9 protein-coding genes, 1 tRNA gene and 1 riboswitch are annotated in these 13,439 nt (G+C 74.6%); of the genes, 8 read left to right on the plus strand and 2 right to left on the minus strand.

Going from position 1 to position 13,439, the window contains the following annotated elements; translation table 11 throughout:
- Positions 1 to 299 precede the first annotated feature (299 nt).
- The 3 genes from ACFRAR_RS06220 to ACFRAR_RS06230 are packed head-to-tail and all read left to right on the plus strand — an operon-like array spanning position 300 to position 4,767.
- Positions 300 to 1,166 carry an FAD binding domain-containing protein gene (locus ACFRAR_RS06220; RefSeq protein WP_380695468.1) on the plus strand — a complete coding sequence of 289 codons (867 nt, stop codon included), beginning with the start codon at positions 300 to 302 and terminating at the stop codon, positions 1,164 to 1,166.
- Positions 1,163 to 2,443 carry a 2Fe-2S iron-sulfur cluster-binding protein gene (locus tag ACFRAR_RS06225; RefSeq protein ID WP_380695318.1) on the plus strand — a complete coding sequence of 427 codons (1,281 nt, stop codon included), beginning with the start codon at positions 1,163 to 1,165 and terminating at the stop codon, positions 2,441 to 2,443. The genes ACFRAR_RS06220 and ACFRAR_RS06225 overlap by 4 nt, the downstream gene beginning before the upstream one ends.
- Positions 2,440 to 4,767 carry a xanthine dehydrogenase family protein molybdopterin-binding subunit gene (locus tag ACFRAR_RS06230; RefSeq protein ID WP_380695320.1) on the plus strand — a complete coding sequence of 776 codons (2,328 nt, stop codon included), beginning with the start codon at positions 2,440 to 2,442 and terminating at the stop codon, positions 4,765 to 4,767. Before ACFRAR_RS06225 ends, ACFRAR_RS06230 begins: the two co-directional genes overlap by 4 nt.
- A 77-nt stretch (positions 4,768 to 4,844) precedes the next feature.
- Here the strand turns inward: ACFRAR_RS06230 and ACFRAR_RS06235 are convergent.
- Positions 4,845 to 4,916: transfer RNA gene (locus ACFRAR_RS06235), tRNA-Cys, on the minus strand.
- An 84-nt stretch (positions 4,917 to 5,000) separates the two neighbouring features.
- Positions 5,001 to 5,067: riboswitch (guanidine-III (ykkC-III) riboswitch) on the plus strand.
- A 44-nt stretch (positions 5,068 to 5,111) separates the two neighbouring features.
- Here ACFRAR_RS06235 and ACFRAR_RS06240 point away from each other — a divergent pair.
- Both ACFRAR_RS06240 and ACFRAR_RS06245 read left to right on the plus strand, forming a co-directional pair.
- Positions 5,112 to 5,426, plus strand: a complete 315-nt coding sequence (locus ACFRAR_RS06240) for a DMT family transporter (protein WP_380695322.1) — start codon at positions 5,112 to 5,114, stop codon at positions 5,424 to 5,426.
- 127 nt (positions 5,427 to 5,553) lie between these two features.
- Positions 5,554 to 6,993, plus strand: a complete 1,440-nt coding sequence (locus ACFRAR_RS06245) for an MFS transporter (protein WP_380695324.1) — start codon at positions 5,554 to 5,556, stop codon at positions 6,991 to 6,993.
- Between the two features lie 3 nt (positions 6,994 to 6,996).
- Here ACFRAR_RS06245 and ACFRAR_RS06250 read toward each other — a convergent pair whose 3' ends face one another.
- A complete protein-coding gene (locus ACFRAR_RS06250) occupies positions 6,997 to 8,292 on the minus strand; it encodes a hypothetical protein (RefSeq protein ID WP_380695326.1) in 1,296 nt (431 codons plus the stop codon).
- Between the two features lie 511 nt (positions 8,293 to 8,803).
- Here ACFRAR_RS06250 and ACFRAR_RS06255 point away from each other — a divergent pair.
- The 3 genes from ACFRAR_RS06255 to ACFRAR_RS06265 are packed head-to-tail and all read left to right on the plus strand — an operon-like array spanning position 8,804 to position 13,337.
- Complete coding sequence (locus ACFRAR_RS06255) at positions 8,804 to 9,445, plus strand: class F sortase (RefSeq protein ID WP_380695328.1); 642 nt, start codon at positions 8,804 to 8,806, stop codon at positions 9,443 to 9,445.
- Entirely contained in the window at positions 9,442 to 10,767 is a 1,326-nt protein-coding gene (locus tag ACFRAR_RS06260; RefSeq protein ID WP_380695330.1) for an alpha/beta hydrolase, read from the plus strand. The genes ACFRAR_RS06255 and ACFRAR_RS06260 overlap by 4 nt, the downstream gene beginning before the upstream one ends.
- The gene (locus ACFRAR_RS06265) at positions 10,764 to 13,337 is read left to right on the plus strand and encodes a bifunctional lysylphosphatidylglycerol flippase/synthetase MprF (protein ID WP_380695332.1); all 2,574 of its coding nucleotides are present in this window, start codon (positions 10,764 to 10,766) and stop codon (positions 13,335 to 13,337) included. The genes ACFRAR_RS06260 and ACFRAR_RS06265 overlap by 4 nt, the downstream gene beginning before the upstream one ends.
- The last annotated feature ends 102 nt before the right edge of the window (positions 13,338 to 13,439 follow it).

The following is a 13,439-nucleotide window of genomic DNA, read 5'->3' on the forward strand; positions in this document are numbered from 1 at the left end:
ACTCACCGGGAACTTCTGAGCGGTCATCCGACGTCAAGAACTGATGAACATCTGCCCTGGCCCGGAGCGGGCCGGGGCGGATACCGCCCGGTATCGGTCCCAATCGGGCAGTCCCGTTCACCGGTCCCGAAATGATCATCGAGCATTGTGTGCCAGAGTTGCCCAACCCGGCCCGATCGCCCGTACCCTACGGGCCAGGCCGGGCTGCTGACGCAGGACAGTACGGCCGAAGGCCGTGCGGGCGGCAGGCGATCGATGAGCAAGTGGAGCACGGTGGGACCCAGGTGAACCGGACGATCATGCTGCCGGCCTCCCTCGACGAGGCCGTCGACGCGCTGGCCGCCGCCCCGGCCGCGGTACCGGTGGCCGGAGCCACCGACCTGATGGAAGCCGTCAACGCCGGACGGCTGCGCCCCGCCGCCCTGGTCGGCCTCGGCCGGATCACCGAACTGCGCGGCTGGCGCTACGAGGACGGCGGCACCGCCGTGCTCGGCGCCGGACTCACCCACGCCCGGATGGACAGACCCGACTTCGCCGCGCTCATCCCCGCCCTCGCCGACGCCGCCCGGACCGCCGGCCCGCCGCAGGTCCGCAACGTCGGCACCCTCGGCGGAAACATCGTCACCGCCGCGCCGGCCGGCGACACCCTCCCGGTGCTCACCGCGCTGGAGGCCGCCGTCACCCTCACGAGGGCCGGGGGCAGCCGCGAGGTGCCGGTCGGTCACCTGCTCACCGGACTCGACCCGGTGCGCCCCGGCGAGCTGCTCACCTGGGTGCGCGTCCCGCTGCTGCACGCCCCGCAGGTCTTCCTCAAGGCCACCGGCCGCAGCGGCCCGGCCCGCGCCACCGCCTCCGTCGCCCTCGTCCTCGACCCGGCCCGGCGCTCGGTGCGCTGCGCCGTCGGTGCCGTCGCGCCGGTGCCGCTGCGCCCGCTGGAGGCCGAGGCCTGGGTGGCCGGCTGCATCGACTGGGACGGCAGCCGGGAGATCGACCCGGTCGCGGCCGCCGCCTTCGGCGAGTACGTGGCCACCGCCTGCGTCCCCGACAACTACGGCGCCGAGGGCGCCTGGGAAGCCGTGACCGAGGGGCCGACCGCGGCCGCCGTCCGGTTGCGGCGTACCGTATCGGTGCTGGCCCGACGGGCGCTGGGAAGGGTGCTGAAGTGACCACAGACCCCATCGAGACCCTCGACGCCGACCCGCTCGGCCTCTCCCCGCAGGTCAGCCGCGAGCTGCGCCCGTGCGCCTCGTACACGCTGCGGGTCAACGGTTTCGAACGGCCCGTCACCGACGCCTGGATCGGCGAGAGCCTGCTCTACGTGCTGCGCGAGCGGCTCGGCCTGGCCGGCGCCAAGGACGGCTGCGAGCAGGGCGAGTGCGGGGCCTGCTCGGTGCAGGTGGACGGCCAGCTGGTGGCCGGCTGCCTGGTGCCCGCCGCGCTGGCCGCCGACAGCGAGATCAACACCGTCGAGGGCCTGTCGGCCGCCGGCGGCGCGAGCGACGTCCAGCAGGCGCTGGCCGCCTCCGGTGCCGTCCAGTGCGGCTACTGCACCCCCGGCATGGCGATGGCGGTGCACGACCTGCTCCAGCGCAACCACCGGCCCACCGAGGTCGAGGCCCGCCAGGCGCTCTGCGGCAACCTCTGCCGGTGCACCGGCTACCGGGGCGTGCTGGCCGCCGTCCAGAGCGTCGCGGACGCCCGCGCGCTGGAGGCCGAGGAGGCGGAGGAGGCCGCTGCCGCGCAGGCTGCCGCCGAGGCCGCCGCCCCGGCGCAGGCCCAGCCGCTCGCGGAGCCGCCGGCGGTCGAGGTGCCGCTCGCCGAGGTGCCCGCCGAGCCCGGGCAGGCCGTCGAGCCGCCGGTCTACGCCGACACCGGGGACTGGATCGAGCACGTGCCGCAGCAGCACGCCGTCCAGCACGCCCTCCAGCAACCAGTCCAGCAGCCCGCCGCCGGGCCCCAGGGCGTCGGTCCCGCGGCGGCCGGGCCGCCCTACGGCGACCCCCACGGCGGCTACGACTCCGGCGTGTACGACACCACCGTGCTGGCCCCGATCCGGGACGCGATCCCCGCCCAGGCCGTCGACGACCAGGTGTACTACCCGCCGCAGGGCTACCCCGAGCAGCCGTACCAGGCCACCCCCGCGCACGGCACCTACCTGCCCTACCCGGACGGCCACCAGCAGCAGAACGGCTACGACACCGGGTACGACGCCCCGGTCTACCAGGCCACCCCCGCGCACGGCACCCCGGTCTACCAGGCCACCCCCGCGCACGGCACCCCGCTGCCCGAGGCGGCCTTCGACGGCACGCCCCCGCACGGCACCCCGTACGCCGCCCCGCACCCGCACGGTGCCCCGGCCGAGGGCGGCGCCCCGGCCGGCGTCCCGTACGGGGCCACCCCCGCCCACGGCATCCGGCTCCCCGAGGACGACCACGCATCATGACGTCGCCTACCGACATCGGCGCAGCACTCCAGCAGGACGGCGGCGAGGGCGACGCGCCGGAGCCGACCGGCCTGGGCAGCTCCCCGCTGCGCGGCGACGCGCTGCCCAAGGCGCTCGGCATCTACCCGTACGCGGCCGACCTCTGGGCCGAGGGGCTGCTGTGGGGCGCGGTGCTGCGCTCGCCGCACCCGCACGCCCGGATCCGCGGCATCGACACCTCGGCCGCGCTGGCGCTGCCCGGCGTGCACGCCGTGGTCACCGCCGCCGACCTGCCGCCCGGCCCGGACGGCGCCCCCGACGGCGCCCCGGCCGGACCGATCGTCGCCGACCGGCCGGTGCTGGCCGCCGGCGTGGTGCGCCACCACGGCGAGCCGATCGCGGCGGTGGCCGCCGACCACCCGGACACCGCCCGGCTGGCGGTCGGTCTGATCTCGGTCGACTACGAGCCGCTGGAGGCCGTCACCGACCCCGAGCAGGCCTTCACCGCGCCGCCGCTGCACCCGGACGGCAACCTGTTCCGCCACCTGCCGCTGCGCACCGGGGACCCGGACGCGGTCGGCGAGATCGTCGTCGAGGGCCTCTACCAGGTCGGCCGGCAGGACCCGGCCCCGCTGGGCGCCGAGGCCGGGCTGGCCGTGCCGCGCCCGGACGGCGGCGTCGAACTGCACCTGTCCTCCACCGACCCGCACGGCGACCGCGACCGCACCGCCGCCTGCCTCGGCCTGGAGCCGGACCGGGTCCGGCTGGTGGCCACCGGCGTGCCGGGCGCCACCACCGACCGCGAGGACATCTCCTTCCAGGTCACCCTGGCGCTGCTGGCACTGCGCACCGGCCGCCCGGTGAAGATGACCCTCACCCGCGAGGAGTCCTTCCACACCCACACCTCGCGCCACCCCGCGCTGCTGCGCTACCGCCACCACTCCGACGCCGAGGGCACCCTGGTGAAGGTCGAGGCGCAGATCCTGCTGGACGGCGGCGCCTACGCGGACGTCTCCGCCGAGGCGCTGGCCGCCGCGACGGCCTTCTCGGCCGGCCCGTACGTCTGCCCGAACGTCTTCGTGGACGCGTGGGCGGTGCGCACCAACAACCCGCCGGCCGGCCGGATGCGCGGCGAGGGCGCGCTGCAGGCCTGCTTCGCGTACGAGTCGCAGCTCGACCAGCTGGCCGCCCGGATCGGCGTGGACCCGGTGGAGATCCGCCGCCGCAACGCGATGTCGACCGGCGATCCGCTGCCCACCGGACAGGCCGTCACCTGCCCGGCGCCGGTGCGCGCCCTGCTGGACGCGGTCGCCGCCGAGCCGCTGCCGGCCCTGCCGGTGGACGACCCGGACGCCGAGTGGCTGCTGCCCGGCGGGCCCGGCGGCGCGGGCGACCCAGCGGCGGTGCGGCGCGGCATCGGCTACGCCGTCGGCATGGTGCACATGCTGGGCGCCGAGGGCGAGGACGAGGTCTCCACCGCGACGGTGCGGGTCAGCGGGGACCACGCCACGGTCATCTGCGCGGCGGTCGACGCCGGGCAGGGCTTCGCCACGCTGGCCCGGCAGATCGTGCAGACCGTGCTGGGCGTCAGCGAGGTCTACATCGCGCCGGCCGACAGCGACCAGTCGATCGCCGGGCCGTCCGCCCGGGGCCGGCACACCTGGGTCTCCGGCGGGGCCGTCGAGCGGGCCGCGCTGATGGTCCGCCACCAGCTGCTGCAGCCGATCGCGGCGAACTTCGGGATGTCGGTGGAGCTGCTCCAGATCTCCGACGGAAAGATCACCTCGTACGACGGGGTGCTCGGCATGCCGGTCGCCGAGGCGCTGGAGGGCAAGGAGCTGTGGGCCACCGCGCAGTGCCGCCCGCACCCCACCGAGCCGCTGGACGAGTCCGGCCAGGGCGACGCCTTCGTCTCCATCTCGTTCTGCGCGATGCGCGCGGTGGTGGACGTGGACATCGAGCTGGGCGCGGTGCGGGTGGTCGAGATGACGGTCGCCCAGGACGTCGGCCGGGCGCTGAACCCGCGGCAGATCGAGGACCGGATCGAGGCCGGGGTGGCCCAGGGCGTGGGCCTGGCGCTGCTGGAGGACCTGCGCACCGAGGGCGGGGTGCTGCGCAACCCCTCGCTCACCGGCTACCGGCTGCCGACCTCGCTGGACACCCCGGAGGTGCGGATCGCCGCGCTGCTGGAGGAGCGCGACGTGGTGGCCCCGTTCGGCGCGAAGGCGGTCGGCGCCGTGCCCGCGGTGGTCGCCCCGGCGGCCGTCGCCGCGGCCGTGCGCGCCGCCACCGGGCTGCCGGTGGGCCGGCTGCCGATCCGGGCGGAGGATGCCGTCACGGCCTGACCGGGCCTTCCGGAAAACGACGGAAAGGAATTGCCGGCCGACTTTTCCGGGTCGGCCGGCAATTCCTTTTCCCATCGAGGCCATGGCGGGAATCGAACCCGCGTGTACCGCTTTGCAGACGGTTCCCTCAACCACTCGGGCACACGGCCAGTGAATTCATGGTGGCCGATCCCCGGGGGCGGGGTCAATGCCGTTGTGTAAATTCTGTGTGGCAATGTGTGCTACCGTCGGCAGTAGGTGGCTCCATTTCCGCCACTCCGGACGAGCGCGTCGTACCCGGTGACGACAAGACGGCGCAGTTCAGCGGCAATCCGGCCGCTGTGGACTGCGGAGGTACCACCGTCATGGCCTGGCTCGTTCTGATCGTCTCGGGTCTTCTGGAGACCGTCTGGGCGGTCGCCCTGGAATCGTCCAAGGGCTTCACCCGTCTCGTTCCCAGCCTCGTCTTCGGCGTCGCACTGCTGTTCAGCATGGGCGGTCTGGCGTACGCGATGCGCACCATTCCGATCGGCACCGGCTATGCCGTCTGGGTCGGCATCGGCGCGGTCGGCACCGCGGTCTACGGCATGGTGGCCCTGGGGGACGCGGCGACCGCGGCCCGGATCGCCTGCCTGCTGCTGATCGTCTCCGGCGTGGTGGGCCTCAAGGTGCTGCACTGACACCAGGGGCGCCGCGGGACGGGTGCCGATCGTGTCGAGGGGCGCGCCCGTCCTAGGCCCTTCGACCGAGTCGTCCACCGACCGGGGTCAGGAGTCAACGGCGCGGACGGCTCTTACGATGTTCCGTATGACCACTGCCTCCCCCACCTCGGTCGACCCCGTGCCGATACCCCTCGACGACGACCCCGGCGGCGGGGTGCTCGGCGGCCGATTCCGCGCGCTGACCCTGGGGATCGTCTCGGTGGTCCTGGTGATCGCCTTCGAGGCGACGGCCGTCAACACCGCGATGCCCACGGCGGCCCGCGAACTGCACGGCGTCCCGCTGTACGCCTTCGCCTTCTCCGGCTACTTCACCAGCACGCTGTTCGCCCTGGTCGTCTCCGGCCAGTGGTGCGACCGGCGCGGCCCGATGCAGCCGCTGTTCACCGGCATCGCGGTGTTCGGCGTCGGCCTGGTGGTGGCCGGGACGGCTCCCGGGATGTGGGTGTTCGTGGGCGGCCGGTCGATCCAGGGCCTGGGCGGCGGACTGGTGATCGTCGCGCTGTACGTGGTGGTCGGCCGGGCCTATCCGGAGCGGCTGCGGCCGGCCGTGTTCGCCGCCTTCTCCTCGGCCTGGGTGCTGCCCTCGATCGTCGGCCCGCTGGTCGCCGGGGCCGTCACCCAGCACCTCGGCTGGCGCTGGGTGTTCCTGGCCGTGCCGGCGCTGATCCTGCTGCCGCTGGCCGTGATGGGCCCGGCGCTGGCCCGCTCGGAGCGCGAGCACCCGGTGGCCAAGGTCGGGCGGTTCGACGGCCGCCGCACCCGGCTGGCCGCGATGGCGGCGGCCGGCGCCGGACTGGTCCAGTACGCGGGCCAGCGCCTCGACCTGATCGGGCTGGTCCCCGGGGCGGCCGGGGTGGCGCTGCTGGTGCCGGCCGTCCTCGGGCTGCTGCCCGCCGGGACGCTGCGCGCGGCGCGCGGACTGCCGGCGGTGATCCTGCTGCGCGGCGTGGCGGCGGGGGCGTTCTTCTCCGCCGAGGTGTTCATCCCGCTGATGATGACCAGCCAGCGCGGCCTCTCGCCGACGCTGGCCGGGCTCACCCTGACCAGCGGCGGCCTCACCTGGGCGCTGGGCTCCTGGCTCCAGGGACGGCCGGGGGCCGAGCGCTACCGGGTGCCGATGATCCGTGGCGGCTTCGTGCTGACCGCGGTCGCGGTCGGCGGCGCCGCGCTGGTGCTCGTCCCGGCGGTGCCGGCCTGGGTGGCCGCGGTGGCCTGGGGCATCGGCGGCCTCGGGATGGGGCTGACCATCGCGAGCGTCAGCGTGCTGATGATGAAGCTCTCCGGGCCGGAGGACGCCGGCGCCAACTCGGCCGCGCTCCAGCTGAGCGACGCGCTGGGCAACGTGCTGCTCACCGGGCTGGCCGGGGTGCTGTTCGCGGCGCTCGGCGGCGGCTCGGTGGCGGCCCTCCACGACACGGCGGAAGGCGCCGGGTCGCCCGGCGCCTTCGCGGTGGTGTTCCTGACCAGCATCGGGGTGACCCTGGTCGGGGCGCTGTTCTCCGGCCGGGTCCGCGCCCGGGCCTGACGGTCAGCCGGCGGCGGGGGCTCCGGCCCCCGCCGGGACGCCGAGGAACGACTCCCAGCCGCCCTCCGGGGCCTGGCCCGGGCCGAGGCCCTGGAGCTTGCGCAGCACCGCCGGGTCCTGGGCGTCCAGCCAGTCGACCAGCTGCCGGAAGGAGACCAGCCGGACCTCCGGCTTGCCCGCGATGGTCCGCAGGACGTCCTCGACGGCGTTCATGTAGATGCCGCCGTTCCACTCCTCGAAGTGGTTGCCGATGACGTACGGCGCCCGGTTGCCGTTGTAGGTGCGGTCGAAGCCCATCAGGTAGGAGTCCCGCGCCTGGGTCTGGAAGCCCGGGTAGAGCGCCGGGTCGGCCTTGGTGTTGGGGCCGCACTGGTTGTACATGATGTTGTAGTCCATCGAGAGCACCTGGAAGGTGTGCCCGGGGAACGGGATGGACTGCAGCGGGAGGTCCCACAGCGCGCCGCCCTGGATCTTCTGCGGCCACACCTGGGTGCCGTTGCCGCTGCTGTCGTAGCGCCAGCCGCGCCTGACCGCGGTGGGCAGCAGGTTGCGCTGGCCCTCCAGGCAGGGGGTGCGGCTGCCGATCAGCTCCTTGCGGTAGTCGAAGGGCAGCGCCGGCAGGTCGGTGAAGCCGGTGTTGGTGCGCCAGTTCGTCACGAAGTCCATCGCCTGCTGGATCTCGCTGTCCCACTCCTCCGGGGACCACCTGGAGACGCCGGTGGAACCGCAGAAGTGGCCGTTGAAGTGGGTCCCGATCTCGTGGCCCTCCAGCCAGGCCGCGTGCACGTTCTCCAGGGTGTCGTGGATGTGCTGGTCGCTCAGGTACCCGATGTCGGAGGCGCCGGCCTTGTGCTGCGGCGGGCGGTAGAGGTCCTTCTTGGACTCGGGCAGCAGGTAGAGGCCGCTGAGGAAGAAGGTCATCTTCGCGTCGTGCTCCTGGGCCAGCCGGCGGAAGCGGGCGAACAGGCCGTTGTCGAGCTCGCCGGCGCCGTCCCAGGAGAAGACCACGAACTGCGGCGGGCGCTGGCCGGGCCGCAGCCGCTCGGGGACCGGCTGGTTCGGCTGGGAGCCGGTGTCCGAGGTGGAGCCGTCACCGATCAGGACGGCCTCCGGCTTGGGGACCGGGGGCGCCGGGGTGGGGGTGCCGTCCTGCCCGTCGGCCACGCCGGTGGGCGGCACGGCGGCGGCGCCGGTCGCCCGCTGCCCGTCGGTGGCGTGGTTGCTGCCGCAGCCGGCCGCCAGGGTGGCGGCGGTGGCGGCGCCGGCCGCCAGCAGGGTGCGGCGGGAGAGGGCGTCCATGGTCACTCCGTTCGTGGGGCGGCGTGCGGCGGGTGGTGTGCGGCGTGCGGCGTGCGGGACGGTGACGTCCGGTCGGGCGCGTGGGTGGCGGCGTCCGCGACCGGGTCAGCATGGCACGGGGGAGGGGACCGCAGGAGAGGCGCAGCGCGCGCCGGAGGCGATCCCCCCGAACGACGCAACCGACGGCCCGACCGGCGGCCCGACCGACGACGCGACCGACGACGTGGCCCGCGACTCGGGCGAACGACCTCGCCGCAGGACGCAACCGAACGGGCCCGCCGGACCGTCGAATAGCTCAGGTCGGGCATGGTCCCCCCGCGGTCCTCCGCAGGGACCGGCCGTCGCACTCCGCGACCGGACGCGCACGCGGTGGGGGGAAAACGCCGTCGACCCTGCCGATCGGGGGGTGCCGATACGACCGTCGTATGGACGTGCCTTACAGTCCGATCCGGTTGAATTGTTCCCAGGAAACTCCCAGAAAGCGGGATTCCATCGGCAGAGGGGAGCGCCCGTGGGCGTCCAGCAGAGCAGGAGCCCCTGGCCGGGCACCCTGGCGGCGGGGGCCGCGCTGGTGCTCGGCGCCTGGCTGTTGCGCGGCGGTCCGTCGGTGCTGCCGCCCGCCCCGGACGCCGGCCAGGCCCAGGCCGGAATCACCCCGGTCTCGGTCGTCCCGCCGCTGGGCCCGTCCGCGCCGACCCGGATCCGCATCCCGGCGGTCCGGCTGGACGCCCCGGTCACCGCGCTCGGACTGGACCCCGACGGCCGGCTCCAGACACCGCCCGAGGCGGACCGGAACCTGGCGGGCTGGTACCGCGGCGGGGCCAGCCCCGGCCAGCGCGGCACCGCGATCCTGGCCGGACACGTCGACAACAAGGCCGGCCCCGCGGTCTTCTACCACCTGGGCGCGCTCCACCGCGGGGACCGGATCGAGATCGCCCGGGCGGACGGCGCCACCGCCGTCTACCAGCTGTACGCCATCGAAGTGCACGACCGAAAGGACTTCCCGGACGACCGGGTCTACCGTCAGGCCGCCGACGCGCAGCTGCGGGTGATCACCTGTGGCGGCGCCTACAGCGAGGAACACGGTTACGAGGGCAACGTCGTCGCCTACGGATTCCTGGCCGACACCACCCCTCCGGGCACAGCCGCATGACCACGTTGACCCTTGCCTCCCGCTGGAACCCGATCGACTGGCCGCTCACCGAGGGCCTCATCCCGCACGCCGTGCTGGCGGCCGGCTGGGTGGCGCTGTTCGCGCTCGCCGTCGGCCGCGGCCGGAGCTGGTGGCGGCTGCGGCTGCCCGCCGCGCTGCTCACCGCGGCCGTGCTCAGCCTGCTCCTGGACGTCGCGGTCGACGGCTGGTGGCACCCCTTCCCGGAGGGCACGCCCGGGTACGTCACCCGGTGGATAGCCGTCGCCCTGCTCGGGTTCTGCCTGGCCGGCTACCGGATGCGCCGGCTCGCCTGGCGGCGGCGGGCGATCGCGCTCGGCCTGAGTTCCCTGGTGCTGCTGATGGCCGCCTCCGAGGTCAACATCGGCTTCGGTCAGTTCCCGAGCGGGCGCGTGATGCTGGCGCCGTGGCTGACCAGGACCGACGGGCTGGTCGCCACCAGGGTCGGCCAGACCGTGTCCGCCCCGCCCGGCAAGGTGCTGGAGGAGGTCTGGAAGCCCCCGGCGGACCTGCCCGAGAAGGGCACCGTCTCGGTGGTGCCGATCCCCGGCACCAAGTCGGGCTTCCGGGCCCGCGACGCGTACGTCTACCTCCCGCCCGCCTACCAGGCCACCCCGCGGCCGCTCCTCCCGGTGGTCGTGATGATCTCCGGTCAGCCCGGCATCCCGGGGGACTGGGTGCTCTCCGCGCAGATCAACGAGGCGCTGGACGACTACGCCGCGGACCACGGCGGCCTCGCGCCGATCGTGGTGATGCCCGATCAGCTCGGCTCCACCTGGGCCAACACGCTCTGCCTCGACTCGAAGATCGCCAAGACCCAGACCTACCTGGCGGTGGACGTCCCCAACTGGATCCACCAGAATCTCCAGACCGCGACCGGCCGGGGCGCCTGGGGCATCGGCGGCGCCTCGATGGGCGGCACCTGCGCGCTCCAGCTCGGCGTCAACGCGCCCGACGTGTACGGCACCGTGCTCGACATGTCCGGGCAGGACGAACCGACCCTGGGCAGCCGGGAACAGACCGTCAAGGCCGCGTTCGGTGGTGACGAGAAGAAGTTCGACGCGGTCGATCCGCTTCAGGTGATGGCCCGCAGGAAGTTCCCGGACACCAACGTCGCGTTGGTCGTCGGCGAGACCGACGAGGAGTTCAGACCGCAGATGGAGAAGGTCTACCAGGCCGTGCAGGCGGCCGGGATGAAGTCCAAGTTCGAGCTGATGCCGGGCGGCCACGGCTGGGTCGTCTTCCGCCCCGGCATCGCCCAGCAGATCCCGTGGCTCGCCCAGCAGACCGGGCTCGCCCGGTGACCGGGGCGGGGACCGCGATGGTCACCGTCGGCGAGCAGCGCGGGGCCGGGCCGGAGGCGGAGCGGGCGACCGAGCGCGGCACCGACCGCGCCCCGGTCACCCGGACGCCGGAGCCGCGCCCGCAGCGGGTGCGGCGGGCCGCCCGGGCGCTCGGCTCCCGGCTGCGCTCGGCACCGCTGACGCTCGCCCTGCTGGCCGGCCTCTGGCTGCTCGGCGCGGCCACCGGCAGCCTGCGCCACGGCCCGCCCGGGCGGCTGCTGGACCGGGCCGGGACCGGCCTGCCCACGCTGGCGGAGGGCCACTGGTGGACGCCGGTCAGCTCGCTGTTCTGGTGCTCGGGCACCGGCTCGTACGTGTTCACCAGCCTGCTGCTGCTCCTGGTCGGCCCGGCCGCCGAGCACCGGCTCGGGCGGCCGCGCACCCTCGCGGTGCTGGTCGGCGGGCAGGTCGTCGGCACCCTGCTGGGCACCGCGCTGGTCGCGGCCGGCTCCTCGGCGGGGGAGCAGTGGACCGCCTCGGTGGCCGACCAGGTCTCGGTCGGCCCCGCCGTCGGCGCCTTCGCGCTGGCCGGGGTGCTCGGGTACCGGCTGACCGTGCTCTGGCGGCGCCGGCTGCACCTGCTGGTGCTGCTCGTCCCGCTGGTGATGACGCTGTACGTGGGCCACCTGCAGAGCGTCCAGCGGTGCGCCGGCGCGCTGGCCGGGCTCGCCCTGGGCGCGCTGGTCAGCCGGGGCCGTCCGCACCTGCGCAGCCACCGCTCCTCGCACTCCGAGACCCGGGTGCTGGTGGCGCTCTGCCTGGTCGCCGCCGCCTTCGGGCCGCTGATCGCCTCGCTGTACGACAACGCCAGCGGGCCGTTCAACACCTTCTCCGAGCTGTACCTCTCGCACCGGCTCAGCCCGGAGGAGGTGGCCGACTTCTGCGCGGTGTCGGCGCACGACTGCGCCCGCGCGCACGCCGTCGTCCGGATCTTCGACACCCCCGGCCGGATGATGGCCGCGCTGTTCCCGGCGCTGCTGCTGGTGCTCGCCGAGGGGCTGCGTCGGGGGCTGCGGTTCGCCTGGCTGGTCACGATGGCCACCGAACTGCTCTGGGCGGCGCTGCTGTGCTGGCTGTACCTGGACGCCGGGCCGGTCAGCCGGGACGTGGTGCAGTACTTCGTCGAGGCGCTGCTGCTGCCGCTGCTGACCACCGGTCTGCTGGTGGCCACCCGCAACCGGTTCCGGCTGCGGCTGTCCGGCCGCTCGGTGCGCCGGCTGGCCCTGGTGCCGGGCGGCGCGGCGCTCGCCTCGGCGGCCGCGTACGTGGGGCTCGGGCGGCTGGTGGCCGGGGAGTTCGAGCCGGGGGCGACCGCCCGCGGGCTGGTCGCCGGGCTGCCGGCCCAGTTCCTGCCGCCCGCCTACAACGATCTGCTGCCGGACTACCCGATCGCGGTCGGGCCGGTGGCGCGCCTCCTGGAGACGTACTGCGGGCTGGCGTTCTGGGTGACCGCGCTGGCCGTGCTGCTGTCGGTCTTCCGCCGTCCGGTGCTGCAGACCGACGCGGCCGCGGCCCGGCGGGCGCGGGCGCTGCTGACCGAGCACGGCGGCGGGACGCTGTCGTTCATCGCCACCTGGGACGGCAACCACTACTGGTTCGACGAGCGGGGCCGGGCGGCCGTCGCCTACCGGGTGGTCGGCACCGTCGCGCTGACCACCGGCGACCCGTTCGGCGCGCCGGAGGACCGGGCCCGGGCGGTGGCCGGCTTCGCCCGGTACTGCGACGCGCGCGGCTGGACGCCGTGCTTCTACAGCGTCTGCGGCGAGACCAGGGAGGCCGCCGCGCAGCTGGGCTGGCGCTCGGTGCAGGTCGCCGAGGACACCGTGGTGCCGCTGCCCGAGCTGGCCTTCACCGGCCGCAAGTGGCAGGACATCCGCACCGCGCTCAACAAGGCCGGCAAGCAGGGCATCTCCGCCGAGTGGTGGGCGTACCAGGAGGCGCCGCTCGCGCTGCGGGAGCAGATCCGGGCGATCTCCGAGGAGTGGGTCTCCGAGAAGGGCCTGCCGGAGATGGGCTTCACGCTCGGCGGGCTGGAGGAGCTGGACGACCCGGACGTGCGGGTGCTGGTCGCGGTCGACGAGCAGCGGGTGGTGCACGGGCTGACCAGCTGGATGCCGGTGTACGAGGACGGCGTGCCGGTCGGCTGGACGCTGGACTTCATGCGCCGGCGCTCGGACGGCTTCCGCGGTGTCAGCGAGTTCCTGATCGCCTCGGCCGCGCTCGGCTTCAAGGAGGAGGGCGCGCGGTTCCTGTCCCTGTCGGGCGCGCCGCTGGCCCGCACCGGGCAGGACGAGGAGCCCACCGGGCTGCAGCGGATGCTGGACTGGATGGGCAGGGTGCTGGAGCCGGTGTACGGCTTCCGCTCGCTGCTGGCGTTCAAGGCGAAGTTCCAGCCGGAGTACCGGCCGATGTACATGGCGTACCCCGACCCGGCCGCGCTGCCCGGCATCACCAGGGCGATCGGCAAGGCGTACCTGCCACACCTGACGGCGGCGCAGGGCGTCCGGCTGATGCGCAGGCTCTCCGGCTGAGCGGCGGGCATCGGTCCCCCCGGGCCCCGGTCCCGGGTGGCCGTGCGCCTCGGTGCCGCCGCGCCACGGTGTCGTCGTGCCCCGTGCCGCCGCGGTCCTGTG

Origin of the sequence: Kitasatospora sp. NPDC056651 (assembly GCF_042792155.1) — a bacterium.
GTDB lineage: Bacteria > Actinomycetota > Actinomycetes > Streptomycetales > Streptomycetaceae > Kitasatospora.